We start from the raw sequence: 25,084 nt of genomic DNA, 5'->3' as shown, positions 1-25,084 counted from the left end.
CCGCCAGCGTTCGTCCTGAGCCAGGATCAAACTCTCCATAAAGGGACTTTCGACGGCAGGGTTTCCGTGAGGAAATCCCGAGAGTCGAAATGTCCAACTGTGAAGAACCTTGAAGGCTCGTTCTGTATTGCTGGTTTGTCTCGCAGAACCGAAGCTCCGCTCGACGATTTCATTACGCTCGATGTTCAGTTTTCAAGGAACAAGTTGTTGCTTTGGTATCTTGTTGTTTCGTCAATCTTTGCCATCCGCTTTTCAGCGGCGACTTTCATAATATACCACAGCGCGTCAGGTGTTTGCAACAGGTATTTTTTATTTCCTTTTTGTTTCTTCCCTGTTCGGCCCGTTCGTCTTATTGGCAACGAACTTGTCCGTATCCGTACCGCGCCTGCCCTCTCGAAGGGGCGGAAATTAATTTACCACACCACGCCAATTATAGTCAAGGCTTTCTTTCACATTTTCCCCAGAATGGGCTCAGAATAGCGGCAACCGGCCAATAGCTGCAGCAATGAGGCGTTCGAGCCACGGTTAATCCAGCGGCGTAAACGCCTCTCCCTGATCTATCCGTTCGATTAGCGCGTCGTCTTCAGTCCCAACGAGTAACGCGACAATTCCCTTGGGGGCGCAATGCGCGCATACATCCGGAAGATCGTCTTGTAGCGCTTCGAGATCGCTTCCTTAACGGGACCGTCCAAGCGGCGGTCGCTCATGTCCAGCAGCATCTCGTCCATCTCCTTGCGCAGCAGATAATCGAATTCCTTGCATTCCTTGTCCGTGAACAGCATCCCGAGCATAGCCATAGAACTGGCGCCTCCAATCATTCAGAGCATTCATTCGGATCTTCATTTCGGATCTTCATTTCGGATCTTCATTCGGATCTTCATTCAGATCCCTATACAGATCCCTATTCAGATCTTCATTGAGATCTTCATCCAGAAGTCCATCGCCGGGCGCTTGCCCTCACAAGCGCGCCGGATGGTTCTACTGTTATGCTCCAAATCTGTCAGCTTTATGACGGCCGGAACTGCCGATTCGCACATTAAGTTTGGACAAGCCAATACGTGAGCGTGCTCTCGATGACGGCGGCCCCGACCAGCAGCAGGACAACAAGAAGCACGGCGGGGATGATGCCGCGAATCGCCACCTTAAGCTTGGCCCACGGCTCGGTTCTGCCGAACAAGGCCCCGAACACGCCTCTAATAAGCGTAATCCCGAGCTGCACCCCGTATCCGCAAGCGAACAGGATCGCGGGAATCTCCAGAAGGCCGTGAGGAAGAATCCCCTTGAGAATAATCGGCCATATGTTGACCCCTTGGTCGGCGATGCCGCCGAACAGATACCCCATGATCATTCCGTTCAGCACAAGAGTGGCCACGGGCATGATGCCGGCCATAAATCCCATGAACATCGACATCAGCGACGCATTGATATTGTTCCAGAGAATCGTCGTGAACATCGCCTGCTGCGGATTGCTCGCCTCGTTCGCTTCCTTCGACATCTCCGCCAGATTCAGCAATTGCTTGTCGAGCCAATCGACGGGACCTTGAGCGGCGGCTCCGACAATAACGCCGGCGAAGAACACCATCGTCGCGAAGATCACGTACGGCTTCACCTGAACCCAATTCTGCTTCAATGCTTGCTTGCGGAACATTCCGAACATTTTATCCTTATTCCCCCATTCTTCGGCTGTCGCGAATAACGGGCCCATGGTCAAGCATACATTGTAATGACCAAGCCCGGATCTTGTCCGGCTAGCGCTCGTCAATCCTGATCGAAATGATGAAAGGGGCGGAATTCACCCATGAACCACTTCTTCGTATTTAACGGCAAGCGTATCAAAAACTTCCTGTTCCTCCTGCTGGCGGCTGTGTTATCGGTAGGCGTAATCTGGGCCGAGAAGGACAATATCAGCGTCTTCGCTCCCCAGCCTCCGGCGGCCATCTACAGCGTTCCGACCGACCGCAAGGTCATTGCCCTCACCTTCGATATCAGTTGGGGGGACAAGCGTGCCGAGCCTATTCTCGACATCCTGAAGGCCAAGGGCGTCACGAACGCCACCTTCTTCCTCTCGTCGCCATGGAGCAAAACCCACCCGGACATCGTCAAGAAGATCGTCGACGGAGGTTATGAGATCGGCAGCCACGGGCATAAGCACGACAACTACAGCCAATACAGCGACGAAGAGATTCGCAAGCAGATCACTCTCGCCCACGGCGTCCTGTCCGAGATGACCGGGCGCGCGCCCAACCTGATTCGCATGCCGAACGGCGACTTCGACAAGCGGGTGCTGCGAATCGCCGAGGAACTGAACTATAAGGTCATTCAATGGGACACCGATTCCTTGGATTGGAAAAACCCGGGCGTAGACACGATCATTCAGCGCGTTGTCACGAAGGCTCATCCCGGCGACATCGTCCTGCTTCATGCCAGCGACTCCTGCAAGCAGACCCATGAGGCGTTGCCGACCATTATCGATCAGCTCCGCGCCCAAGGCTACGAGTTCGTGACCGTCTCCCAACTGATCAGCCAGACGGACAGCAAGGGCAAGACCGTTGAGGACCCGGCCGCCTGGAATCAATTCGCCTGACCCTCGGCCAACCTCCCCCTCCCCCTCGACCGATCGACGTTAACGCGCCTCCGCCGCCGCTGCGGGGGCGTTTCTTTTCCCATCCTTGGAACGATCCAGAATGTGATGAAGGCGCAGAATATGATAGCCGTTGCATACGAACAGAGGGATAAGCGTGAACACAAGCGACGACGCATTGCCCGACTGGAAGCCCGGAAGCGCCTCCACCGTTGTACCCGCAATCATGAAGAAGAGCGTCGGAACCCAGGCTCCGGACGTCGTCTCGTATACCTTGCGCCACGCCACCGCCGTCGACACGGCCGCAAGCGCGAGCGGCACCGCCCAGAAGACGGCCGGATGGAACTCGCTGTCATACGTCCAGTACACAATCTCGATCAGCACGAAGACCGCCAGGAAGCCCTGCAGCGCAACCCACAGGTACGGACGTCTGAAGATGCTTCTAGCGATATAGTTGACCATCATATAAGCGAAGAAGCCCATATGGGCGAACGCGCCCAGGCTCAGTCCCGCCAGGAACATCATCGCGATATTGAACAGCCAGTCCTCCGTCTTCACGACGCGGAACGACGAATCGCCCAGCAGCATAATTAATCCCGTTATAAGCGAGGCGACGCCTCCAAGTATGATGGACAAGCCGAACATCGTCATCCATTTGCGCAGATTCAACTCGAATTCCTCCTCTGTCAGATACCCTTTATTTTACCACGTTCCGATCAAAAAGCCATTTACCTCCCGTTATATTCGCCGAGGCCGCGTCGCATACTAACGAGCATAAAGCCCCAGGAAGGGAGTAGGTCGGCAATGCGTCAGCGGGCTCTGTGGCAAACGGCGTTGCTTGGAATCGGGATGGCCTTGGCTCTAAGCGGTTGTGGTCCCGAATCCAGCAGCAGCAACGAACAAATGAGCTACAAGGATGTCAAGTCGATGGTGATCGACATTCTCGGTTCCACCGAAGCGCAGGAGGCGCTGGAGAAGGCATCGACCGCCAAGTACGGCGCAAGCGGCCTTCATATGCAATCCCTCACGCCGCAGGATCAGGAAGAGGTTCGCACCGCCGTGAAGGATATTCTGACTTCCCCCGAATACGACAAGATTCTCCAAGGGATCATGACGGATACGAAGTTCGCGGGCGAGTTCGCCAAGGCGGTCAGCAAGGACAACAAGACGCTCCAGAAGGAGCTTCTGAAGGACCCGAGTTACCAGAAGGAGCTCGTTAACATCCTGAAGAGCCAGGACATGCAGACCGTCATGTTCCAGGCGATGAAGACGACGGAGTACCGTACCCAGATGATGAGCGCCGTGCAAGAAGCGGTTCAGAACCCGATTTTTAAGCTTGAATTGATGAAGATTCTGCAAGACGTCGTCAAGGAACAGCTTAACCCCACTACCACCAAGGAGAAAAAAGACAGCGGCGAAGGGGACGACAGCGGCGGCGGCGGAAGCGGTGAAGGCGGAGACAGTGGAGGAGATAGCTCCAGCTAACGCCAAGAAGGCTGAAGATGAACGCTCGGGGAGCGCGATCTTCAGCCTTCTCTTTGTTGGCGGAGCGGTGTTCTTAGCGGGTGTGCTCAATAACCCGAGCGGCCAATTCCAGGTACGCTTGTCCGATAGCGGATTCCGCCTTGTAGACGGACGGCGAGAAGTCCGGCTCCGACGGATGGTTGTCCGGCGCCCCAAGCGGGAACTGCGCCAGCAGGTCGGTATGGAGCGTCTCGGCCAGCATGCCGCCGCCGCCCCGGCCGAAGACGTAATCCCGCTTGCCGCAGGAGCCGCATTCGTAGTAAGCCATGTTCTCGACGACACCGAGAATCTCGTGGTTCGTCTTGAGCGCCATCGAGCCCGCGCGCGCGGCGACGAAGGCGGCTGTCGCGTGCGGCGTCGTGACGATGATCTCCTTGCTGTGCGGGAGAATCTGATGAACGTCCAGGGCGACGTCGCCGGTGCCCGGCGGCAGGTCCAGCAGGACGAAGTCGAGCTCGCCCCAGTCGATCTCCTGGAAGAAGTTGCGCAGCATCCGGCCGAGCATCGGACCGCGCCAGACGACCGGGCTGTTGTCCTCGACGAAGAAGCCCATCGAGATGACCTTCACCCCGAAGCGCTCCACGGGCAGAATTTTGTTGCCGACCTGCTGCGGCCGCTCTTCGATGCCCATCATGTCCGGGACGCTGAATCCGTAGATATCGCAGTCCATCAGCCCGACGCGCTTGCCGCTGCGGGCCAGCGCCACGGCCAGGTTGACCGTGACGGTCGACTTGCCGACGCCGCCCTTGCCGCTCGCGATCGCGATGAACTGTGTCTTGCTGCCTTCGGCCAGCAGCGCGCTGGTCTCCTCCAGCCCGGCCCCGTGCCCCTTCACGGGCGCGGCCCCCTTCTCTCCGGCGCCTGCCGCGCCTTGCGCCCCCGGCGTCGTCTTCTCCTCGGCCGAAGCTTGTCCCGCCGCTTCCGCAGCTCCCGTCCTGGCGCCGGCTTCGCTCTGCTCGTGCTCGGTCATGACGCGAACGCGGAATTTGGCGAGCTCCGCGCCGAGCTTCACGATCTCGGCACGAACCTCGAGCTCCAGCTTCGCCGCTTGTTCTATGCTGGTCGGGTGCAGCACCGCCGTCAGCGATACCTTGCCTTCCTCTTTAACGACAATATCCCGAATCAGGTTCAACTCGATCAAGGAGACATGAAGCGTCGGCTCGTCGATCGACTTCAATGCCTCCAGTATCGCTTCTCTTGTGATCATCGTTACGCGCCCTCGTTTCTCTTTTCTCAACATATGCCTGTATTATATCACATCCGCTCCGTCCGCCGCTTACGGCTTCGAGGCGCGATCCTCTCCGGAGGCGTACCTCAGAATGCCGCGATAGAGGGCGGTTGCGACCTTCTTCTGGTACTCCTCGTCCGCGAGCAGCCTCGCTTCTTCCGGGTGCGACAGGAAGCCGATCTCGATGAGCGCCGTCGGCATCGTCAGCGTCTTGAGCAAGTACACCTTGTCGTTCTTGATCGCCGTCCGGTTCGTGTTGGCGAGCGACTCGCGAATCTCCCGCTGGATAACCGTCGCCAGACGCACGCTCTCCTCCCTGCCGGAGAAGTAGAACGACTGCGCTCCCGACCAATTCGGGGACGGAACGCTGTTCATATGGATGCTGAGCGCCAGATCCGCCTTCCGTCCCTCGATCAACTGGACGCGCGTCAGCAGATCCTCCGTCTTGCGCTTGGAATACCCCTTGACCCCTTTGTCGGCCAGGTCGTAATCCCCTTCCCGCGTCAGAACGACAATCGCCCCGGCCTGCTGAAGATAATCGCGCAGATAGTTCACAATTGCCAGATTGATGTCCTTCTCGATAATGCCGGATCGGCTCTCGGCTCCCCCGTCCGCTCCTCCGTGGCCCGCGTCGAGCGCAATCACCTTCCCCGTGAGCGGAGTGCTCCAGGCTGTCCACGTGTTGGAAGAAGGAATCTCCGTATATAGAGCCATGACGGCAACAACGAGCAGCGCCGCCGCCGCCGCGATCTTAAGCCACCCGCGCCGCGTCACCCAGACGACGAACCGGGGGTGCATCATGCGTCTTCTCTTGCTCAACAAAACCACCTCGTCCCAGCGATGTAACGCTACATCTTATGGGACGAGGCGGTATTTTATTCTTGCATGTATTTATTTATGCAGGCCGCACTCGGTCTTGTCGGAGCCGGACCAGCGTCCCGCGCGCGGATCTTCGCCGGGCAAGACCTGACGGGTGCAATGCTCGCAGCCGATGCTCGGATAATGCATATCGTGCAGCGGATTGTAGATAACGTCGTTGTCGCGGATATAATTCCATACATCCTCGGAGGTCCACGCCGCCAGCGGGTTAAACTTCACGAGTCCAAACTTCGTGTCGTATTCGACCTTCTTGGCGTTCGCGCGCGTCGGGGCCTGATCGCGGCGAATGCCCGTGATCCAGGCTTCGTATTGCCCCAGAATCCGGGTCAGCGGCTCGACCTTGCGGATGTTGCAGCATCCGTTAGGGTCGCTCTTCCACAGCTCGGGGCCATGCTCGGCCGCTTGCTCTTCCGGAGTAATCTTCGGGCTGACCCGCACGAACTCGAGGCCGTACTTCTCGGCCATGCGATCGCGGGTCTCATACGTCTCCTTGAAGTGGAAGTCCGTGTCCAGATAGAAAATATCCGTGGACGGGCTGATCTTCTGAAGCATATCGACAAGCACGACGTCTTCCGCGCCGAAGCTGCATGCGAACGTTATATTCGGGAATGTCTCGACCGCGAATTTGATGACGGTCTCTGGCGATGCGTTCTCGAACTCCTCCGCCTTCTCGCGGATCAGGGCTTCTTTCTCAAACAGATTCATCCGGATAACCCCCCGTAGATGAGTAAACTGACCAATTCACTATGAATTATACGTTATCTTATCGGATTGTACAATGAATTGGAACCACTTTCTTTCGAATTGGGAGAAAGTTTTTCGCGCTGAACGGTTACGCCGCATCGTGTCGGGACGATCGTCCCGATGCGATGGCTTTTCCAATTTTATATGAATTTTCACATTCGTTAGCTTGAATTGGCGAGAATCGCGGCGATTTATGTGATTTTTAGCATATATCCAGCAGCTTGGCCCGATAATTCCTCCACAAATGTGATTTTTCGCATAAAATCACCCAAAACACCCGTTATCGGGCTGCGCCAATGTGATTTTTCACATAAAATCCGGCGATTATCACGCTCGGTGGGGTTAGTAACGGTAAGTTCCGTGGATTCGGCGGGGGTTGGCGAGGTTTCCGTATTTGGCTAGTTTGGTCTGTTTGGTCTGTTTGGTCTGTTTGATCGGTTTGGTCTGTTTAGTCGGTTTGATCGGTTTGGTCTGTTTGCTCTGTTTGGTCAATTTGGCGGGGGATAGTGGATTCGATGGGGTCGCTCGGTTTAGAGAACAAAAAAAAGCCCTCCCGACTGCCAAAGGCAGCGGGAAGGCTTGGGTGCGCAACGATTAGCGCTTCGAGAATTGAGGAGCGCGACGAGCAGCCTTGAGGCCGTACTTCTTACGTTCCTTCATACGAGGATCGCGAGTCAGGAAGCCCGCTCTCTTCAGCGTGCTGCGCAGCTCCGGATCTGCCTTCAGCAGAGCGCGGGAGATGCCGTGACGGATAGCGCCGGCTTGGCCGGACATGCCGCCGCCGTTAGCCAGAACGATGATGTCGTACTTGCCGTTCGTCTCAGTCAGGACGAGCGGTTGCTTAACGATCAGCTTCAGCGTCTCCAGACCGAAATATTCGTCGATGTTGCGCTTGTTGATCGTGATTTGGCCTTCACCCGGTACGAGACGAACTCGCGCAACCGAATGCTTCCGGCGGCCTGTTCCAATATAATTCGCTTGAGCCATTGGTAGGTCCTCCCTTTCGATTAACCGCGAAGTTCGTAAACTTCAGGTTGTTGGGCTTGGTGCGGATGCTCCGAACCAGCGTATACTTTGAGCTTCGTTTGCAGTTGGTGGCCCAGCTTGTTCTTCGGAAGCATGCCGTAGACGGCAAGTTCGATGATGCGAGCAGGCTTCTTGGCGATCATCTCGCCGGCCGTTGTGGTCTTGAGACCGCCCGGGTAGTGCGAGTGAGTGTAGTACTTCTTCTGTTGGAGCTTCTTGCCCGTCAGGACAATCTTCTCGGCGTTGATGACGATAACGAAGTCGCCCGTATCAACGTGAGGAGTGAATTCAGGTTTGTGCTTGCCGCGAATCAGAGCGGCAGCTTCGGTAGCCAGACGGCCGAGGGTCTTGCCAGCGGCGTCGATGACATGCCACTTGCGCTCGACTTCGTTCGGCTTCGCGATAAACGTGGTACGCATTGGAGGTCCTCCTTCTGGTTTAGCTAGTTACGCGCTTGTATGTCACTAGACATGTTAAATTCATTGTCGGTGTCAATCGACGACCAATCCTCTAGAATCGACGGTCTCTTCGGGAAACTGCGATTTATCGGTCGTTTGTTGCTGCGGTGAGCTTCATTGGGGGCCGTGGGAAGCCATGAAGAACACACAATGATTATTGTACATCATAACGCCCACTCTCGCAAGAACATTATTTCGGATTTTCCCCGACGCTTCCTCCGAACTTCTGCACGATCTGCGCGAGTTAATGCCTGCGAAGGATGGCCGCCTTCCAATCGATGCCCCACTCGGGACCGTACTCGACGCTCATGAGCGTCAAGCCGTGCGGAACCGCCGTCGGCCCCGCCTTGGCCCGGTTGCGCGCCGCCAGGATGATTCCCATCTCCTCCGGCCTGCGCTTGCCCTCGCCGACCTGCATCAGCGTTCCGGCGATGATTCTCACCATGTTATAGAGGAAGCCGTTGCCGGAGACGACAAGGCTGGCCTTGCCTCTTCCCTGCCCGATCTCTCCGTCGCCCCCGGGCTCCAGGTCGAGCCTCGCTTCGTACAGCGTGCGAACGTGATGAGGCTTCGTGGAGAGCGGGGACGTGAAGGAGGAGAAGTCGTGCTCGCCCAGCAGGTGCGCGAGTCCCTCCTGCATGGCCGAGAATCGAAGCGGCGCGGGATGGTGGAAAACATACTTCCGGTCGAACACATCCGGGAACCGGCAGCTCGTGATCGCGTACTTGTACGTCTTGCGGATCGCCGATCTTCTCGAATGGAAGGCAAGCGGCACCTCGACGGCGGCGCGCACGACAATATCGTCGGGAAGCCGGGTATTCAGGGCCAGCGCCCAACGCTCAGCAGGGATCTTCGATTCCGTGTGGAAGTGAACAACCTGCCCGGCCGCATGAACGCCGGCATCCGTGCGCCCGGAGCCGTGAATCTTCAGCTTCTCGCCGGTGAGCGCCCGAATGGCATCCTCGAGATGATCCTGCACGGTATTGCCGCCGGGCTGGCTCTGATACCCGTAATAGCCGGTCCCGTCATACGAGACAAGCATGCAGATATTGCGCAACATAAATCACCCCCCAAAAGTGACGTTAGGCTCCGGAGATTATTCCGATTACTTTTGGGGGAGCCCCCATAAACCCTTCTCCAACAAAAAAAGGATGACCCGAAGACGAAGTTCGGCCCATCCTTTCTTGTTCCGGTTTTACGCGCGATCTACGAGCTCGAGATACACCATCGGGGCGGAGTCGCCGCGACGTGGTCCAAGCTTCAAGATGCGAGTGTATCCGCCCGGACGCTCCGCGTAGCGCGGCGCCAAATCGGAGAACAACTTCTGGATGGCGTCTTGATCGCCGTTCAGGGTCTCCCGACGCACGAATGCTGCTACTTGACGACGAGCGTGCAGATCGCCGCGCTTAGCGAGCGTGATCAGCTTCTCGGCGATCGAGCGAACTTCCTTGGCTTTAGCCTCGGTCGTTTGAATCCGCTCGTACAGGAACAGGTCGGTTACCAGGTCACGGAAGAGAGCCTTCCGAGCGCTGGAATCGCGACTCAGTTTTTGGTAAGCCATCGTTTTCCCTCCTTGCTGTATATTCCAATGCGCTTGTTTATTCTTCGATACGTAAACCGAGTCCGAGCTCCTCGAGCTTCTCTTGAACTTCTTCCAAGGACTTGCGGCCCAGGTTGCGGACCTTCATCATGTCCTCTTCGGACTTCGTGATCAGCTCTTGCACGGTATTGATACCGGCGCGCTTGAGGCAGTTGTAGGAACGGACGGAGAGATCGAGCTCTTCGATTGTCATCTCGAGCACCTTCTCCTTCTTGTCCTCTTCCTTCTCCTTCATCGTCTCGGTGTCCTTGGCCTCGTCCGTTAGTCCGACGAACAACGACAAGTGATCCGTAAGGATCTTCGCGCCCAGACTGACCGCTTCTTCCGGTCGAATACTTCCGTCGGTCCACACTTCGAGCGTGAGCTTGTCATAGTTGGTAACTTGGCCGACGCGGGTGTTTTCGACTCGGTAGTTGACGCGGGTAATAGGCGTGTAGATCGAGTCGACCGGAATGACTCCAATCGGCTGATCTTCCTTCTTGTTGCGATCCGCCGGGACATAACCGCGTCCCTGTCTGGCAAAAATGCGCATGTGAAGGCGCGCACCGGAAGCCAGGGTTGCGATGTGCAGATCCGGATTAAGGATCTCCACGTCGCTGTCCGCCCGAATGTCTCCGGCCGTCACGACTCCTTCGCCTTCTGCATCAATCTCGAGCACTTTCTCCTCGTCAGAATGAATCTTCAGCGACAGCCGCTTCAGATTGAGGATAATTTCCGTTACATCCTCAATGACGCCCGGAACGGTAGAGAATTCATGAAGAACGCCGTCTATCTGAACCGAGATGACGGCGGCGCCCGGAAGGGACGACAGCAGAATACGACGGAGGGAGTTCCCCAGCGTCATGCCGTAGCCGCGTTCCAGCGGCTCCACGACAAAACGACCGTACTTCTTATCCTCTTGAATCTCGACGGACTCGATTTTCGGCTTCTCGATCACAATCACAACCATAACCCTCCTTCAAAACGTCGCTTGCTGCGCTGACGTTGCCGATTGTTTACCCTGTAAAGCCGACGGTCCCAAGGTACCTTGTTAATCGCTCTTACGGTCATGCCAATAGGGTAAACCATGTAGTATGTCTAAGCAATACAACCATTATTCACAAGTTGCTGTTGTTTGATACCACACGGCAAGTGTTATACGCGGCGACGCTTCGGAGGACGGCAGCCGTTGTGAGGGATCGGCGTTACGTCCTTGATCATGCTAACTTCAAGGCCAGCGGCTTGAAGGGAACGGATAGCCGCTTCGCGGCCTGCGCCAGGACCCTTAACCATGACTTCAACGACACGCATGCCATGCTCCATCGCTGCGCGAGCAGCAGACTCGGCTGCCATCTGCGCTGCGAACGGAGTGCTCTTACGCGAACCCTTGAAGCCCAGGTTGCCGGAGCTCGCCCAGGAGATCGCGTTGCCGTGCGGATCCGTGATCGTCACGATCGTGTTGTTGAACGTCGAACGGATGTGTGCTACGCCCGAATCGATGTTCTTCCGGTCACGACGCTTGGTGCGAACGACTTTCTTTCCTTTTGGTGCCATGCTTGTTATCCCCCCTTATTACTTCTTCTTGTTAGCTACCGTACGACGCGGGCCCTTGCGTGTGCGGGCATTTGTCTTCGTGCGTTGGCCGCGAACCGGCAGGCCGCGACGATGACGAACTCCGCGATAGCATCCGATTTCGATCAGACGCTTGATGTTTAGTGCGATATCACGACGAAGGTCGCCCTCGACTTTTACGCTCTTATCGATCCCTTCACGGATACGAGCAAGCTCATCTTCCGTCAGGTCGCGAACGCGAGTGTTAGGGTTGATATCGGCGCCAGCGATAATCTTCTGGGAAGTCGTTTTACCGATTCCGAAGATGTACGTAAGGGCGATTTCGACGCGCTTGTCGCGCGGAAGGTCAACACCAGCAATACGTGCCATGCTTTAAAGCACCTCCTCTTAGCCTTGTTTTTGTTTGTGTTTCGGATTCTCGCAGATAACCATCACGTTGCCTTTGCGCTTAATGACTTTGCATTTCTCGCAAATAGGCTTGACCGAAGGTCTCACCTTCATGATAATAACCTCCTTCAGAGTGCGATCGTAGTCTTGTGCGCCTTGGCGCCGCGTTCGATCGGCACGAGTGGTACGGCAGATCGGACGAACTATTTGCGGTAGGTAATCCGGCCTCGCGTCAAATCGTAAGGCGACAGTTGGATAACCACTTTATCTCCCGTCAGAATGCGGATGAAGTGCATCCGCAGCTTGCCGGAGACGTGGGCCAGAATTTGGTGTCCATTCTCGAGTTCCACGCGGAACATCGCATTCGGCAGCGGCTCGATGACCGTTCCTTCCACCTCAATGACGTCCTCTTTGGCCACGGTCATTCTCCTTTCTCTTCAGCATGCGCTTCGATCGATCTTCGGGCATTCGCGATTGCGAACCGGAGCTTGCCGTTGGTGACTCGCCCGGTCTCTTGAAGACTTCTTAGGACTTCCTCGCTTGCCGCCCCGATCGGCTCGAGATGCAGCACATTTTTGCGTTTGGGCCGATCGAAGCGACGTCTGTCGCCGTCGGCCACGAGTGCGAATCGCTCGTCTTCGAGAGCGATGACGACCGACCATTCGCCCTCGTCTTTCCCCCGCCGGATTCTCACGATATCTCCGGGAGACAACCTTGCGTATTCAGCCACTTCGAATCACCTAAGCTTCCGTACGAGTGAGGATCTCGTACCCGGACTCCGTTACGGCAACCGTATGTTCGAAGTGTGCGCATAGGGAGCCGTCCACCGTGACAACCGTCCAGTTATCGGAGAGCGTCCGAACATAACGTTCTCCGATGTTGACCATCGGCTCGATCGCCAGCACCATGCCGGGCTTCAGCCGCGGTCCCCGATCCGGAGGCCCGTAGTTCGGAATTTGCGGTTCCTCGTGCAGTTCGGTTCCGACGCCGTGACCGACGTATTCGCGAACGACCGACATCCCCGCACCTTCGATAACTTTCTGAATCGCGTTCGAGATCGTGAACAGACGAACGTCAGGCCGAACGAGCTCCAAGCCGGCATACAGCGACGCTTCCGTCACGTCGAGCAGCCTCTGCGCTTCTTCGCTGATCGTCCCGACGCCATAGGTCCACGCGGAATCGCCGTGATATCCCTTGTACTGAGCGCCGATGTCGATACTGATGATATCGCCCTCTACGAGCTTCCGCTTGCCGGGGAACCCATGAACGAGCTCCTCGTTCACAGAAGCGCATATGCTGGAGGGGAATCCGTTATAGCCTTTGAAGGAAGGGGTTGCGCCTTGACTGCGGATGTAGTCGTCGGCGATCCGATCCAACTCCCCCGTCGTGATGCCTGGCACGACCGCCTGCTTCATCAGGCGATGCGTCTCGGCTACGATTCGGCCGGCTTCTCGCATCAAGATCAATTCCGATTCGGATTTGCACACGATCATGGCTGGTTACCCTCTCAGGAGAGAACCGATTTCGGCCGTAACCGCGTCGATATCCTTCTCCCCGTCCACTTCCCGGAGCAAGCCTTTGTTGCCGTAGTACTCGAGCAGCGGTGCTGTCTTGCTTGTATACTCGTCAAGCCGGGTTCCGACCTTCTCCTCCGTATCGTCGGAGCGCTGGTACAGCTCTCCACCGCACTTGTCGCAAGTACCTTCTTGCTTCGGCGGGTTGAACAACACATGGTAGGTGGAGCCGCAGGAGCGGCAGATCCGTCTTCCCGTCAGGCGGGCCAGCAGGAAGCTGCGGTCCACCTTCAGGTTGATGACGTGGTCGATCTTGCGCCCCGTGTCGGCGAGCATCTGATCGAGCGCTTCGGCTTGAGCAAGCGTGCGGGGGAACCCGTCGAGCAGGAAGCCCGTCTTGCAGTCGTCCGAAGCGAGACGATCGCGAACGATTCCATTCGTCACTTCGTCCGGAACAAGAAGACCTTGGTCAATGTAGCCCTTGGCTTCCAGTCCGATCGGAGTGCCTTCTTTGATCGCCAAGCGGAAAGCGTCGCCGGTCGAGATGTGCGGCACGCCGAACTGTTCGACGATCCGTTCGGCCTGCGTGCCCTTCCCGGCGCCAGGAGGCCCCATAAACAAAATGTTCATTGTTGTTCCTCCCAAGGCAAGTTACTTGTTGATGAATCCCTTGTAATGTCTCTTGATCAACTGGCTCTCGACCTGCTTCATCGTCTCGAGGGCAACGCCGACGAGGATGAGGAGCGAAGTACCGCCAAGCTGTACCGTCTTCGGAAGGCCGAAGGCCGAGCCGAAGATAACCGGCAGAATCGAGATCACTGCAAGGAATACGGCCCCCGCCAGAGTGATGCGGGTAATTACCTTCATCAAGTAGCCGGACGTCGGCTTGCCCGGGCGAATGCCTGGGATGTAGCCGCCGTTCTTCTTCATGTTGTCCGCCAACTGTTGCGGGTTGAACTGAACGAACGTGTAGAAGAACGTGAATCCGACGATCAGCAGGATGTACAACACCATACCGAGCGGTTTGTTATAGTACAGGTTATTGATGATCCAGTTCGCCCAACTGTGACCCGCCCAGAATTGGGCGATCGTGATTGGGAACATGAGCAGCGAGGAAGCGAAGATGACCGGGATAACGCCGGCGCCATTGACCTTAAGAGGAATGTGCGTCGATTGTCCGCCGTACATCTTCTGTCCGACTACGCGCTTCGCGTATTGAACCGGGATCTTGCGAACCCCTTGCTGGATGAAGATAACGCCAACGATGATGAAGAGAACGACGATCGCGATGACAACGACCTTGATGATCGCCCAGAAGAGCTCTCCGTCGTTGTTCGCGAACTGGTCGCGATAGATGTCCTGCGCGTATTGCGGTACCCGCGATACGATTGCCGCGAACATCAGGATCGAGATCCCGTTGCCGATTCCCTTCTCGTTGATTTGTTCACCGAGCCACATCAGGAACGCGGTACCAGCCGTCAACACGATCGCAATCATGATGTAGGTGGCCCACGAGGGATCGAGGACCATATCGTTATTGTAGATTCGGTTGAATCCGATCGATGTTGCGAAGGCCTGGATCAGACCCAGGATGACCGTCCCGTAGCGTGTGACCTGCGCCAGCTTGCGCTTGCCGTTCTCGCCTTCTTTAGCCCATTCCGCGAACTTCGGAATAACGTCCATCGACAGAAGCTGAACGATAATCGAAGCCGTGATGTAAGGCATGATCCCCAGGGCGAAGATGGAGAATTGGAACAGAGCGCCGCCGGAGAACGTGTTGAGAAGGCCGAAGAGCTCGTTGCCTTGCTCGTTGACAGCCTCAAGCACGCTTTTGTCAATGTTCGGAACCGGAATGAAAGAACCTACGCGATAGACAAGCAGGATGAAAAGGGTAAACAGGATCCTCTTGCGAAGGTCCTCTACTTTCCAAATGTTGGAGACGGTCGCGAACATTAGATCACCTCGGTTTTACCGCCGGCGGCCTGAATTTTAGCTACTGCGGACTCAGAGAACTTGTGAGCCTTAACGGTCAGCGCTACCGTCAGTTCGCCGGCGCCCAGAATCTTGATTCCGTCTTTCGGGTTCTTCACGATCCCTTGAGAGAGCAGAAGCTCAGGCGTTACTTCCGTACCAGCAGCGAATCCGTTCAGTTGTTCCAGGTTTACGATCGCATGTTCAGTAGCGAAGCGATCGTTGTTGAAGCCGCGCTTCGGCAAACGACGGTACAGAGGGTTCTGACCGCCTTCGAATCCGGGACGAACACCGCCGCCGGAACGGGCGTTTTGACCTTTGTGACCGCGAGTGGACGTCTTGCCCATACCGCTGCCGATGCCGCGACCGACGCGCTTGCGGCTGAACTTGGACCCTTCGGCAGGAGAAAGTTCATGCAATTTCATCGTTCGTCGCACCTCCTTGAGTGATTTGCTCTTGCGAATAAATCTTATACTTCTTTAACTTCAACCAGGTGGCTGACGGCATTAACCATGCCGCGAATGGCCACATTATCTTCTTTGACGACAGTGGAGTTCACCTTGCGGAGACCCAGAGATTGCACCGTCGCGCGTTGAACCTCAGGACGGCCAATCAGACTGCGCTTGAGGGTGATTTGCAGTTTCGCCATTTCGTACCCCTCCTTAACCTAACAGCTCTTCCACGGATTTACCGCGGAGCTTCGCTACGTCTTCGGCGCGCTTCAGTCGGGAAAGTCCCTCCAACGTCGCGTTAACCATGTTAATCGAGTTGGAAGAGCCGAGCGATTTCGTCAAAATGTCACCGACTCCAGCGAGTTCGAGCACCGCGCGGACAGGTCCGCCCGCGATAACGCCCGTACCTTCCGATGCCGGTTTCAGCAGCACTTTGCCGGCGCCGAAGTGTCCCGTAACGGCGTGCGGAATGGTCTTGCCGACCAGCGGAACGTAAATCAGATTTTTCTTCGCATCGTCGATGCCTTTGCGAATCGCGTCAGGAACTTCGCCTGCTTTGCCGATTCCTGCGCCAACCCAGCCTTTGCCGTCGCCGACAACGACGAGTGCGCTGAAGCTGAACCGGCGACCGCCCTTGACGACTTTGGCAACGCGGTTGATCTGGACCATCTTTTCAGTCAGTTCCAATGTGTTTGGATCTACACGCAAGTCGTTTACCCTCCTTGTTCGAAAATTTAAAGTTAGAACTGGAGACCAGCTTCGCGAGCTGCATCAGCCAGAGCCTGGATACGTCCATGGTACAAGTAGCCGCCGCGATCGAACACGACGTTCTCGTAGCCCTTCTCCTTAGCGCGCTTGGCGATCAGTTCGCCAACCTTGCCGGCAGCTTCGACGTTGCCGCCGTTGCCGATCGAAGCAGCGAGTTCCTTGTCGACCGTCGAAGCGGCTGCCAGGGTAACACCCTTGACATCGTCGATCAGTTGAGCGTAGATGTGCTTCGAGGAACGGAACACGGACAGGCGCGGACGCTCGTTCGTGCCGGTAATCTTCTTGCGTACACGGAGGTGACGCTTCAGGCGGGCCTTGTTCTTGTCGCCTTTGGTAATCATGTCGAGAACTCTCCTTAACGGTTGCATCTGGGCAGCCTCCGATGCGCTTCTTAAGCCACCCGCAACTTCGTTTTATTATTTCTTCTTGCCGGCCTTGCCTTCCTTGCGGAGGATGCGCTCGCCTTCGTACTTGATGCCTTTGCCCTTGTAAGGCTCCGGCGGACGAACTTCGCGAACCTTGGCAGCGATGGAGCCTACGGCTTCCTTGTCGATGCCCTTGATGATGATCCGGTTCTGAGCCGGAACTTCGAATTCGATTCCGTTCTCCGGAATGAATTCAACCGGGTGGGAGTAACCGACGTTCAGCACGAGCTTCTCGCCCGACTTGCTTGCGCGGTAACCTACGCCAACCAGTTCAAGGTTCTTCGAGTAGCCTTCCGTTACGCCGCTGACCATGTTGGCGACGACACTGCGCGTCGTGCCGTGCAGGGAGCGATGCAGCTTGTGATCGGATGGTCTCTCAACGTTGATAACGTTCGCTTCGATCGTTACCTTCATATCTTTGTGCAGCTCACGAGACAAAGTTCCCTTAGGGCCTTTGACCGTAATCTTGTTGTTGTCCAGGTTCACGTCCACGCCGTTAGGCACCTGGATCGGTTTACGTCCGATACGGGACATGGGTACACCTCCTAACTTGTACGGGTTCTATTACCAAACGTAGCAGAGCACTTCGCCGCCGGACTTCCCTTGACGGGCTTCCTTGTCGGTGATGATGCCTTGGGATGTAGAGATGATCGCGATGCCGAGGCCGCCCAGTACGCGAGGTACTTCGTTCGACTTCGTGTATACGCGCAGGCCTGGCTTGCTAATGCGCTTGAGGCCCGTAATGACACGCTCGTTGTTCGGTCCGTACTTCAAGAAGATACGGATCAACCCTTGCTTGTTGTCCTCTACGTATTCAGCGTCACGGATGAACCCTTCACGCTTGAGGATTTCTGCGATTTGCTTCTTCACTTTAGACGCAGGCAGTTCTACCGTCTCGTGACGCACCAGATTCGCGTTGCGAATGCGCGTAAGCATATCTGCAATGGGATCAGACATAACCATGGGGTAAACCTCCTTCCCGAACTAGGCTGATTACCAGCTCGCTTTTTTAACGCCAGGAATCTGGCCTTTATATGCCAACTCACGGAAACAAATCCGGCAAATCTTGAACTTTCGCAATACGGAGTGCGGACGTCCGCAACGTTCGCACCGCGTGTAAGCACGGACTTGGAACTTCGGCGGGCGCTGTTGCTTGATCTTCATCGACGTTTTTGCCACTTGCTTTCACACCTCCCAATGGGTCCCTTGGTTCTTAAGGCCAGGTGGGCGACGTCACTTCGTGAACGGCATGCCCAGTTGGGTCAGCAGTTCACGCGCTTCTTCGTCCGATTTTGCCGTCGTTACGATAACGATATCCATCCCGCGGATCTTGTCGACCTTGTCGTACTCGATTTCCGGGAAGATGAGCTGTTCCTTCAACCCGAGCGTGTAGTTGCCGCGTCCGTCGAACGCCTTGCTCGATACGCCGCGGAAGTCGCGTACGCGCGGGAGAGAGATGTTGAACAGCTTGTCGAGGAAGTAGTACATGCGGTCGCCGCGCAGCGTGACCTTCGCACCGATCGGAGCATTCTCGCGAAGGCGGAAGCCTGCAATGGACTTCTTCGCACGGGTGATGACCGGCTTCTGACCGGCGATCTTCTGCAGATCTTCAACGGCCGTATCCAGAACCTTGGAGTTCTGAACCGCGTCGCCTACGCCCATGTTGATGACAACCTTCTCGATCTTCGGCACTTGCATGACCGACTTGTAGCTGAACTTCTGCATCAGAGCAGGAGTAATTTCATTTTGGTAACGTTCTTTCATTCTTGCTGCCATTTGTCACAGTGACCTCCTTTCCGTCTTGACTGCGATTAGTCGATTTCTTGGCCAGAACGCTTAGCGATCCGAACTTTCGCGCCATTCTCAAGCACCTTGTAGCCGATGCGGGTTGCCTTGCCGGTCTTCGGATCCACGTGCATGACGTTGGATGCGTGGATCGGAGCTTCCTGCTCGATGATACCGCCTTGTTGGTTGTTCACGCTCGGGCGGGTATGCTTCTTCACCATATTGACGCCTTCGACGAGAACGCGGTTCTCGCGAGGGTAAGCGGCGATGACGCGACCCTTCTTGCCTTTATCCTTGCCGGAGATGACGATGACGTTATCGTCCTTCTTCACGTGCAGCTTATTGTTATGCGATTCAAGCACTTTTTTCAAACGGGGCATGGGTACACCTCCTTGAGTGTTTCTCCATGAGCATCAGCCGGATTACAGAACTTCCGGAGCCAGGGAAATGATTTTCATAAAGTCACGGTCGCGAAGTTCGCGAGCGACTGGTCCAAAGATACGTGTGCCGCGCGGGCTCTTGTCTTCTTTGACGATAACGGCTGCGTTCTCGTCGAACGCGATATAGGAACCATCTTTACGACGCACCGAACGCTTCGTGCGGACGATTACGCACTTAACGACATCGCCCTTCTTGACAACGCCGCCTGGTGTTGCTTGTTTGACGGAAGCAACGATCAGATCGCCGATGTGTCCGACGCGACGTCCCGTACCGCCAAGCACGCGAATGCACATCAGTTCCTTAGCACCGGAGTTGTCGGCAACGGCCAATCTCGTAAACGGTTGAATCATCGTTAGGTCCTCCTTTCAGTTACGGGTGAGGTCGCGTTACAGAATAACGGCTTTCTCGGTGATTTCGACAAGGCGCCAGTTCTTGTCCTTCGACAGCGGGCGGGTCTCCATGATCTTCACGGTATCGCCGATCTTCGCGTCGTTGTTCTCGTCGTGAGCCTTGAACTTCTTCGTATACTTGATGCGCTTGTGGTACAGGCTGTGCTTCTTGTACGTCTCAACAGCCACCACGATCGTTTTGTCCATCTTGTCGGAGACGACCTTGCCGATCTGCACCTTACGGTTGTTGCGTTCGCTCATTGCAAATCCTCCTTCCCGGAAGCGTCTTCGGGGTATTTATTCGGGGGTTAGCCGATGCCGAGTTCGCGCTCGCGCAAAATGGTTTTGGCCCGGGCAATCTCCTTGCGCAGCTCGCTGATGCGGTGCGGGTTGTCCAGTTGGCCGGTTGCCAGTTGGAAACGGAGGTTAAACAGTTCTTCCTTAAAGCCGGCGACCTTCTGCTCGATCTCGACGGACGTCAGGTTACGGAACTCACTGCCCTTCATTCGCTTCACCACCCAGTTCTTCACGTTTCACAAACTTCGTCTTGATTGGCAGCTTGTTGGCTGCAAGACGCATCGCTTCACGTGCAACTTCCTCGGATACGCCTGCCAGCTCGAACATAACCTTGCCCGGCTTTACAACGGCTACCCACTTCTCGACGTTACCTTTACCGCTACCCATCCGGACTTCAAGAGGCTTCTGGGTGATCGGCTTATCTGGGAATACCTTGATCCATACCTTACCGCCACGCTTGATGTAACGAGTCATGGCAATACGAGCGGCTTCGATCTGGCGGTTCGTTACCCAAGAAGGCTCTTGAGCTTGAAGGCCGAATTCGCCGAAGCTTACTTCCGTGCCGCCTTTGGCGCGGCCCTTCATCTTCCCGCGGTGCTGCTTGCGGTGTTTGACGCGTTTAGGGACCAACATGATCAGTTGCCTCCTTCCTGAGCGACTCTCTTCTTCTTGGCCGGAAGGACTTCGCCGCGGTAGATCCAAACCTTGACGCCGATGCGACCGTAGGTCGTGTGCGCTTCAGCCGTTCCGTAGTCGATGTCGGCACGCAGCGTATGCAGCGGAACCGTTCCTTCGCTGTAGCCTTCCGTACGTGCGATTTCGGCGCCGCCGAGGCGACCGCTAACCGACGTCTTGATGCCCTTCGCGCCTTGGCGCAGAGTGCGTTGGATCGCTTGCTTCATCGCACGGCGGAACGAAGTACGGCGTTCCAATTGTTGAGCGATGCCCTCTGCTACGAGGATAGCGTCCAGCTCCGGATTCTTGATCTCGGAGATGTTGATGTGAACCTTCTTGCCGCCCGTCAGCTTCGTGAGCTGGCCGCGGATAACTTCCACTTCCGCGCCGCCCTTGCCGATAACCATGCCCGGCTTGGCGGTGTGAATGGTAACGTTGACGCGGTTGGCTGCGCGTTCGATTTCGAAGCGCGATACCGAGGCGTCCTTCAGCTTATTTTTGAGGAATTCGCGGATTTTGACATCCTCCATCAGAAGGGTGCCGAAGTCCTTGTCAGCGTACCACTTGGATTCCCAATCGCGGATAACGCCGATGCGAAGACCGACCGGATTTACTTTTTGACCCACACGTTGTCCCTCCTTATTTTTCGGATACGACCAGCGTAATATGACTGGACCGCTTGAAGATGCTGAACGCGCGACCCTGGGAACGAGGCTGGAACCGTTTCATGGTTGGGCCTTCATTGACATAAGCCTGGGAGATCACCAGCTTATTCACGTCCAGTTGGTAGTTATGCTCAGCGTTGGCCACAGCAGAGTTCAGCAGCTTCTCCAGAACCGGAGATGCGGAACGCGGAGTGTGGCGCAGGATGGCGATCGCTTCGCCAACCTTCTTGCCGCGGATCAAGTCAACGACCAGTCTGACTTTGCGGGCCGGGATGCGAATATTGCTCGCAACGGCTTTCGCTTCTTGAGACATCGATGTACCTCCTCTCTTACGTTACGTGCACGAGTTGCCGGACACAGACGCTATTAGCGCTTGCCCGTCTTCTTATCGTCGTCGGTGTGTCCCTTGTACGTACGCGTTGGAGCGAACTCACCGAGCTTATGACCGACCATGTCTTCCGTCACGTAGACCGGAACATGCTTGCGGCCGTCGTATACAGCGAACGTGTGTCCGACGAACTGCGGGAAAATCGTCGAGCGGCGGGACCACGTCTTAATTACGACTTTCTTGCTGCCTTCGTTAAGCACTTCTACCTTCTTGAACAGGTAGTCGTCCACGAAAGGCCCCTTCTTCAAGCTGCGACCCATGGTAAAATCCTCCCTTCAACCGATTGTGAGGGTAGGCCGTTATCGCCACCCGGCGTACGGCCCTTACTTGCGACGACGTACGATATATTGGCTCGAGGCCTTCTTCTTCTTGCGGGTCTTGTAACCGAGCGTCGGCTTGCCCCAAGGAGACATCGGGGACTTGCGGCCGATCGGAGCGCGGCCTTCGCCACCACCGTGCGGGTGATCCACCGGGTTCATGACGACACCGCGAACGACCGGGCGCTTGCCCAGGTTGCGATTGCGTCCTGCTTTACCGATGTTGATCAGCTCGTGGTCTGGGTTGCCGACGGAGCCGACCGTAGCGCGGCATTGCTTCAGGATCTTGCGGATTTCGCCGGAAGTCAGACGGATCGTTACATAGTGCTCTTCCTTACCGAGCAATTGAGCTTCCGTGCCGGCTGCGCGAACCAGTTGTCCGCCCTTGCCCGGCTTCAGCTCGATGTTGTGGATAACCGTACCGACCGGAATGTTCTCCAGCGGAAGCGCGTTGCCAACCTTGATGTCGGCCTCGGCGCCGGATACGATCTCGTCGCCAACCTTCAGGCCCTTAGGAGCGATGATGTAGCGCTTCTCTCCGTCCAGGTAGTTGATCAGAGCGATGTAAGAAGTACGGTTCGGATCGTATTCGATCGAAGCAACGCGTCCAGGAACGCCGTCCTTGGTACGCTTGAAGTCGATAATCCGATACTTGCGCTTATGACCGCCGCCTTGGTGACGAACCGTGATCTTGCCTTGGTGGTTGCGTCCGCCGCGCTTGGACAGAGGCGCGAGAAGCGATTTCTCGGGTGTAGAAGTCGTTACTTCTTCAAAAGTAGACATCGTCATTTGACGACGGCTTGGCGATGTCGGCTTAAACTTTTTAATTGCCACTTGGTTTCCCTCCTTACCTTAGAGACTGGTTATACCGATGCTTCGAAGAATTCGAGCGGCTTGCTGCCTTCGGCCAATTGCACGATCGCTTTCTTCCATTCCGACGTGTAGCCGGAGTGGCGTCCGTAGCGGCGCGGCTTGGCAGGCATACGAAGCGTATTGACGCTTGCAACCTTGACGCCGAAGATGGCTTCAATGGCAAGCTTGATTTCGGTTTTGTTGGCTCTGAGATCCACTTCGAACACGTACTTCAGTTGTTCGATGAACTCACTCGTGCGCTCGGTAATGACCGGACGCTTGATAATATCGCGAGGGTTTTTCATTACGCGAACACCTCCTCGACTTTGGCGACCGCATCCTTGGTGATGATAAGCTTATCATGCACCATGATGTCGAGCACGTTGATTCCCGTTGCGGAGACGAACTTCACTCCAGGAATGTTGCGTGCGGACAGCGCCACATTGTCCTCGTAGTCGGCCGTTACGACCAGAGCCTTACGCTCGACCTTGAGGTTATTCAGGATTGCTGCAAACTCCTTCGTCTTCGGAGTTGCGAGGCTCAGTTGATCCAGAACGATGATCTCGTTCCCGATAACCTTGCTCGACAGCGCCGACTTGATCGCCAGACGGCGAACCTTGCGAGGAAGCTTGAAGCCGTAGCTGCGCGGAGTCGGTCCGAAGACGATACCGCCGCCCTTCCATTGCGGGGAACGGATCGAGCCCTGACGAGCGCGGCCGGTACCCTTCTGCTTCCACGGTTTGCGACCGCCGCCGCGAACTTCGGAACGGCCCTTGGTCTTGTGCGTACCTTGACGTACGGAAGCTTGTTGCAGAACGATTGCGCTGTGCAGAACATGAGTATTCGGGTTGACGCCGAAGATGTTCTCCGCCAGTTCAAGCTCGCCTACTTGGCTGCCGCTTACGTTGTATACAGAAACTTTTGGCATGAGAGTGGTCCTCCTTTCTTGAACAGTTCTTATTTCTTGACCGCTGCGCGGACTTTGAGGTAGCTGTTGCGAGCGCCAGGAACGGAGCCCTTGATCAGAAGCACATTGCGTTCGGTATCTACCTTGACGATCTCCAGGTTCTGAACCGTGATCGTCTCGGAACCGAGACGGCCGTGCATCTTCTTGCCCTTCGGCACGCGGTTGGCGTCGCGAATCGTTGCGAGCGAGCCGTTGCCGCGGTGGTACTTCGAACCGTGCGTCATCTTGCCGCGTTGGAAGCCCCAACGCTTGATGGCGCCTGCCGTACCCTTACCCTTGGAAATCCCCGTAACGTCAACAAACTCTCCCTCAGCAAATACGTCAACTTTGACTTCCGCACCGACCTCGAGGTCTTGCGAACCGCTGATTTCGCGAATGAAGCGCTTGGGGCCAGTGTTGGCTTTCTTAGCGTGACCGATAGCCGGCTTGTTGGAGAGCTTCTCGCGCTTGTCGGCGAAGCCCAATTGAGCCGCTTCGTATCCGTCGTTCTCGGCAGTCTTAACCTGCAGAACAACGTTCGGAGTCGCTTCGACTACAGTGACCGGCACGACGCTTCCGTCGGCGGCGAACACTTGAGTCATTCCGATCTTACGTCCCAAGATTCCTTTCATGTTGACACCTCTTTTCCTTTACCAATGATCTGTTGATAACTATTAAAGCTTGATTTCGATGTCTACGCCGGACGGCAGGTCAAGACGCATCAGCGCATCTACCGTTTGCGGCGTCGGATTGACGATGTCAATCAAGCGCTTGTGCGTGCGCATTTCGAATTGCTCACGCGAATCCTTGTACTTGTGAACCGCGCGCAAGATCGTGATGACTTGCTTCTCGGTCGGCAGCGGGATCGGACCGGATACGCCGGCGCCCGTACGCTTAGCCGTTTCGACGATCTTCTCCGCGGATTGATCCAGGATTCGATGATCGTAAGCCTTCAAACGGATACGGATTTTTTGCTTTGCCATAGATAATTCCCTCCTTCATTCGCCCAATTTTGGAATCGGACATACTCCACGAGAATAACCCGACGAGCTCCCTCTAGCCACCCTATGGCAAAGGGGCCGGGTGTGTCGGCAACCTCTCGCATCATCGCACAGTCACAGACCAACATTCACTATTATAGCGATCTGCCCAGGCAATTGCAACAAATTTTTAATGTTTTCATGACAGCCGCCGGAGATCGTTCCGTTCGTCATCGGGCAT

The 25,084-nt window shown here is 56.0% G+C and carries 43 protein-coding genes; 3 read left to right on the top strand and 40 right to left on the bottom strand.

Annotated elements, in window-relative coordinates:
• Nucleotides 1–480 (top strand): hypothetical protein (locus E6C55_RS34180; RefSeq protein WP_211093576.1); only part of this gene is annotated, 480 nt, incomplete at its 5' end.
• Nucleotides 481–569: 89 nt separating this feature from the next.
• Here E6C55_RS34180 and E6C55_RS13310 read toward each other — a convergent pair.
• Nucleotides 570–791: a hypothetical protein gene (locus tag E6C55_RS13310; RefSeq protein WP_136370291.1), complete on the bottom strand. Its 222-nt coding sequence runs from the start codon at nt 789–791 to the stop codon at nt 570–572.
• A 245-nt stretch (nt 792–1,036) separates the two neighbouring features.
• Nucleotides 1,037–1,657 (bottom strand): stage II sporulation protein M, encoded by a 621-nt coding sequence (locus E6C55_RS13305; RefSeq protein ID WP_168735621.1) that lies wholly within the window; start codon nt 1,655–1,657, stop codon nt 1,037–1,039.
• A 141-nt stretch (nt 1,658–1,798) separates the two neighbouring features.
• On the opposite strand from E6C55_RS13305, the gene pdaB reads away from it, so the two are divergent.
• On the top strand, nt 1,799–2,584 hold the full coding sequence (gene pdaB / locus E6C55_RS13300) for a polysaccharide deacetylase family sporulation protein PdaB (protein WP_136370280.1): 786 nt from the start codon (nt 1,799–1,801) through the stop codon (nt 2,582–2,584).
• A gap of 39 nt (nt 2,585–2,623) precedes the next feature.
• Here pdaB and E6C55_RS13295 read toward each other — a convergent pair whose 3' ends face one another.
• Entirely contained in the window at nt 2,624–3,250 is a 627-nt protein-coding gene (locus E6C55_RS13295) for a KinB-signaling pathway activation protein (protein WP_136370279.1), read from the bottom strand.
• Between the two features lie 135 nt (nt 3,251–3,385).
• On the opposite strand from E6C55_RS13295, the gene gerD reads away from it, so the two are divergent.
• A complete protein-coding gene (gene gerD, locus E6C55_RS13290) occupies nt 3,386–4,066 on the top strand; it encodes a spore germination lipoprotein GerD (RefSeq protein ID WP_136370278.1) in 681 nt (226 codons plus the stop codon).
• Nucleotides 4,067–4,139: 73 nt separating this feature from the next.
• On the opposite strand, the gene E6C55_RS13285 is transcribed toward gerD, so the two are convergent.
• From E6C55_RS13285 to rpsJ, 37 genes are all read right to left on the bottom strand, one after another.
• Nucleotides 4,140–5,312, bottom strand: a complete 1,173-nt coding sequence (locus E6C55_RS13285; RefSeq protein WP_136370277.1) for an Mrp/NBP35 family ATP-binding protein — start codon at nt 5,310–5,312, stop codon at nt 4,140–4,142.
• Between the two features lie 69 nt (nt 5,313–5,381).
• The gene (gene cwlD, locus E6C55_RS13280) at nt 5,382–6,134 is read right to left on the bottom strand and encodes an N-acetylmuramoyl-L-alanine amidase CwlD (RefSeq protein WP_136370290.1); all 753 of its coding nucleotides are present in this window, start codon (nt 6,132–6,134) and stop codon (nt 5,382–5,384) included.
• A 90-nt stretch (nt 6,135–6,224) separates the two neighbouring features.
• The gene (locus E6C55_RS13275) at nt 6,225–6,917 is read right to left on the bottom strand and encodes a phosphoadenylyl-sulfate reductase (RefSeq protein ID WP_136370276.1); all 693 of its coding nucleotides are present in this window, start codon (nt 6,915–6,917) and stop codon (nt 6,225–6,227) included.
• A gap of 633 nt (nt 6,918–7,550) precedes the next feature.
• On the bottom strand, nt 7,551–7,943 hold the full coding sequence (gene rpsI / locus E6C55_RS13270) for a 30S ribosomal protein S9 (RefSeq protein ID WP_136370275.1): 393 nt from the start codon (nt 7,941–7,943) through the stop codon (nt 7,551–7,553).
• Nucleotides 7,944–7,963: 20 nt separating this feature from the next.
• Nucleotides 7,964–8,401: a 50S ribosomal protein L13 gene (gene rplM, locus E6C55_RS13265; RefSeq protein WP_136370274.1), complete on the bottom strand. Its 438-nt coding sequence runs from the start codon at nt 8,399–8,401 to the stop codon at nt 7,964–7,966.
• Nucleotides 8,402–8,684: 283 nt separating this feature from the next.
• Nucleotides 8,685–9,497, bottom strand: a complete 813-nt coding sequence (gene truA / locus E6C55_RS13260) for a tRNA pseudouridine(38-40) synthase TruA (RefSeq protein WP_136370289.1) — start codon at nt 9,495–9,497, stop codon at nt 8,685–8,687.
• Between the two features lie 138 nt (nt 9,498–9,635).
• Nucleotides 9,636–10,001 carry a 50S ribosomal protein L17 gene (gene rplQ / locus E6C55_RS13255; RefSeq protein WP_126961609.1) on the bottom strand — a complete coding sequence of 122 codons (366 nt, stop codon included), beginning with the start codon at nt 9,999–10,001 and terminating at the stop codon, nt 9,636–9,638.
• 37 nt (nt 10,002–10,038) lie between these two features.
• Entirely contained in the window at nt 10,039–10,983 is a 945-nt protein-coding gene (locus E6C55_RS13250; protein ID WP_136370273.1) for a DNA-directed RNA polymerase subunit alpha, read from the bottom strand.
• A 191-nt stretch (nt 10,984–11,174) separates the two neighbouring features.
• The gene (gene rpsK, locus E6C55_RS13245; protein ID WP_126961605.1) at nt 11,175–11,573 is read right to left on the bottom strand and encodes a 30S ribosomal protein S11; all 399 of its coding nucleotides are present in this window, start codon (nt 11,571–11,573) and stop codon (nt 11,175–11,177) included.
• Between the two features lie 18 nt (nt 11,574–11,591).
• Nucleotides 11,592–11,960: a 30S ribosomal protein S13 gene (rpsM, locus tag E6C55_RS13240; RefSeq protein ID WP_136370272.1), complete on the bottom strand. Its 369-nt coding sequence runs from the start codon at nt 11,958–11,960 to the stop codon at nt 11,592–11,594.
• Nucleotides 11,961–11,978: 18 nt separating this feature from the next.
• Nucleotides 11,979–12,092, bottom strand: coding sequence for a 50S ribosomal protein L36 (gene rpmJ, locus E6C55_RS13235; RefSeq protein ID WP_023388342.1), 114 nt, complete (start codon nt 12,090–12,092; stop codon nt 11,979–11,981).
• Between the two features lie 89 nt (nt 12,093–12,181).
• Nucleotides 12,182–12,397, bottom strand: coding sequence for a translation initiation factor IF-1 (gene infA, locus E6C55_RS13230; RefSeq protein WP_015253312.1), 216 nt, complete (start codon nt 12,395–12,397; stop codon nt 12,182–12,184).
• 2 nt (nt 12,398–12,399) lie between these two features.
• Nucleotides 12,400–12,708: a KOW domain-containing RNA-binding protein gene (locus E6C55_RS13225; RefSeq protein ID WP_136370271.1), complete on the bottom strand. Its 309-nt coding sequence runs from the start codon at nt 12,706–12,708 to the stop codon at nt 12,400–12,402.
• Nucleotides 12,709–12,718: 10 nt separating this feature from the next.
• Complete coding sequence (gene map, locus E6C55_RS13220) at nt 12,719–13,471, bottom strand: type I methionyl aminopeptidase (RefSeq protein WP_136370270.1); 753 nt, start codon at nt 13,469–13,471, stop codon at nt 12,719–12,721.
• Between the two features lie 6 nt (nt 13,472–13,477).
• A complete protein-coding gene (locus E6C55_RS13215; protein ID WP_136370269.1) occupies nt 13,478–14,122 on the bottom strand; it encodes an adenylate kinase in 645 nt (214 codons plus the stop codon).
• Between the two features lie 21 nt (nt 14,123–14,143).
• Entirely contained in the window at nt 14,144–15,445 is a 1,302-nt protein-coding gene (gene secY, locus E6C55_RS13210; RefSeq protein WP_136370268.1) for a preprotein translocase subunit SecY, read from the bottom strand.
• Entirely contained in the window at nt 15,445–15,888 is a 444-nt protein-coding gene (rplO, locus tag E6C55_RS13205; protein ID WP_136370267.1) for a 50S ribosomal protein L15, read from the bottom strand. Before rplO ends, secY begins: the two co-directional genes overlap by 1 nt.
• Before the next feature lie 44 nt (nt 15,889–15,932).
• On the bottom strand, nt 15,933–16,112 hold the full coding sequence (rpmD, locus tag E6C55_RS13200; RefSeq protein WP_136370266.1) for a 50S ribosomal protein L30: 180 nt from the start codon (nt 16,110–16,112) through the stop codon (nt 15,933–15,935).
• 13 nt (nt 16,113–16,125) lie between these two features.
• The gene (gene rpsE, locus E6C55_RS13195) at nt 16,126–16,623 is read right to left on the bottom strand and encodes a 30S ribosomal protein S5 (protein WP_136370265.1); all 498 of its coding nucleotides are present in this window, start codon (nt 16,621–16,623) and stop codon (nt 16,126–16,128) included.
• Nucleotides 16,624–16,655: 32 nt separating this feature from the next.
• Nucleotides 16,656–17,024 carry a 50S ribosomal protein L18 gene (gene rplR, locus E6C55_RS13190; RefSeq protein WP_136370264.1) on the bottom strand — a complete coding sequence of 123 codons (369 nt, stop codon included), beginning with the start codon at nt 17,022–17,024 and terminating at the stop codon, nt 16,656–16,658.
• Nucleotides 17,025–17,099: 75 nt separating this feature from the next.
• Complete coding sequence (gene rplF, locus E6C55_RS13185; RefSeq protein WP_136370263.1) at nt 17,100–17,642, bottom strand: 50S ribosomal protein L6; 543 nt, start codon at nt 17,640–17,642, stop codon at nt 17,100–17,102.
• Between the two features lie 30 nt (nt 17,643–17,672).
• A complete protein-coding gene (gene rpsH, locus E6C55_RS13180) occupies nt 17,673–18,071 on the bottom strand; it encodes a 30S ribosomal protein S8 (protein ID WP_136370262.1) in 399 nt (132 codons plus the stop codon).
• Nucleotides 18,072–18,101: 30 nt separating this feature from the next.
• A complete protein-coding gene (locus tag E6C55_RS13175; protein WP_136370261.1) occupies nt 18,102–18,287 on the bottom strand; it encodes a type Z 30S ribosomal protein S14 in 186 nt (61 codons plus the stop codon).
• A gap of 54 nt (nt 18,288–18,341) precedes the next feature.
• Complete coding sequence (gene rplE / locus E6C55_RS13170; RefSeq protein ID WP_136370260.1) at nt 18,342–18,884, bottom strand: 50S ribosomal protein L5; 543 nt, start codon at nt 18,882–18,884, stop codon at nt 18,342–18,344.
• Between the two features lie 35 nt (nt 18,885–18,919).
• Nucleotides 18,920–19,273 carry a 50S ribosomal protein L24 gene (rplX, locus tag E6C55_RS13165; protein ID WP_211093575.1) on the bottom strand — a complete coding sequence of 118 codons (354 nt, stop codon included), beginning with the start codon at nt 19,271–19,273 and terminating at the stop codon, nt 18,920–18,922.
• A 42-nt stretch (nt 19,274–19,315) separates the two neighbouring features.
• Entirely contained in the window at nt 19,316–19,684 is a 369-nt protein-coding gene (gene rplN / locus E6C55_RS13160) for a 50S ribosomal protein L14 (RefSeq protein ID WP_126961580.1), read from the bottom strand.
• Nucleotides 19,685–19,720: 36 nt separating this feature from the next.
• The gene (gene rpsQ / locus E6C55_RS13155; RefSeq protein ID WP_136370259.1) at nt 19,721–19,984 is read right to left on the bottom strand and encodes a 30S ribosomal protein S17; all 264 of its coding nucleotides are present in this window, start codon (nt 19,982–19,984) and stop codon (nt 19,721–19,723) included.
• 47 nt (nt 19,985–20,031) lie between these two features.
• Entirely contained in the window at nt 20,032–20,229 is a 198-nt protein-coding gene (rpmC, locus tag E6C55_RS13150; protein ID WP_126961576.1) for a 50S ribosomal protein L29, read from the bottom strand.
• The gene (gene rplP, locus E6C55_RS13145; RefSeq protein WP_136370258.1) at nt 20,216–20,653 is read right to left on the bottom strand and encodes a 50S ribosomal protein L16; all 438 of its coding nucleotides are present in this window, start codon (nt 20,651–20,653) and stop codon (nt 20,216–20,218) included. The genes rpmC and rplP overlap by 14 nt, the downstream gene beginning before the upstream one ends.
• Before the next feature lie 2 nt (nt 20,654–20,655).
• Entirely contained in the window at nt 20,656–21,321 is a 666-nt protein-coding gene (gene rpsC / locus E6C55_RS13140; RefSeq protein ID WP_136370257.1) for a 30S ribosomal protein S3, read from the bottom strand.
• A 13-nt stretch (nt 21,322–21,334) separates the two neighbouring features.
• Nucleotides 21,335–21,673: a 50S ribosomal protein L22 gene (gene rplV / locus E6C55_RS13135; RefSeq protein ID WP_136370256.1), complete on the bottom strand. Its 339-nt coding sequence runs from the start codon at nt 21,671–21,673 to the stop codon at nt 21,335–21,337.
• Between the two features lie 53 nt (nt 21,674–21,726).
• Nucleotides 21,727–22,008, bottom strand: coding sequence for a 30S ribosomal protein S19 (gene rpsS, locus E6C55_RS13130; protein WP_136370255.1), 282 nt, complete (start codon nt 22,006–22,008; stop codon nt 21,727–21,729).
• A 63-nt stretch (nt 22,009–22,071) separates the two neighbouring features.
• Complete coding sequence (gene rplB, locus E6C55_RS13125; RefSeq protein ID WP_136370254.1) at nt 22,072–22,899, bottom strand: 50S ribosomal protein L2; 828 nt, start codon at nt 22,897–22,899, stop codon at nt 22,072–22,074.
• Nucleotides 22,900–22,928: 29 nt separating this feature from the next.
• Nucleotides 22,929–23,222 carry a 50S ribosomal protein L23 gene (gene rplW, locus E6C55_RS13120; protein ID WP_136370253.1) on the bottom strand — a complete coding sequence of 98 codons (294 nt, stop codon included), beginning with the start codon at nt 23,220–23,222 and terminating at the stop codon, nt 22,929–22,931.
• Nucleotides 23,222–23,845, bottom strand: a complete 624-nt coding sequence (gene rplD, locus E6C55_RS13115; RefSeq protein ID WP_136370252.1) for a 50S ribosomal protein L4 — start codon at nt 23,843–23,845, stop codon at nt 23,222–23,224. Before rplD ends, rplW begins: the two co-directional genes overlap by 1 nt.
• A 29-nt stretch (nt 23,846–23,874) precedes the next feature.
• A complete protein-coding gene (gene rplC, locus E6C55_RS13110) occupies nt 23,875–24,495 on the bottom strand; it encodes a 50S ribosomal protein L3 (protein ID WP_136370251.1) in 621 nt (206 codons plus the stop codon).
• A gap of 42 nt (nt 24,496–24,537) precedes the next feature.
• Nucleotides 24,538–24,846, bottom strand: coding sequence for a 30S ribosomal protein S10 (gene rpsJ, locus E6C55_RS13105; protein ID WP_027092000.1), 309 nt, complete (start codon nt 24,844–24,846; stop codon nt 24,538–24,540).
• Nucleotides 24,847–25,084: the final 238 nt, after the last annotated feature.

This window comes from Cohnella fermenti (assembly GCF_004801405.1).
GTDB classification, from domain to species: Bacteria; Bacillota; Bacilli; order Paenibacillales; family Paenibacillaceae; genus Cohnella; species Cohnella fermenti.
Note: the sequence above shows the minus strand (reverse complement) of the source record. Positions and strands in the feature narration are given on the sequence as shown.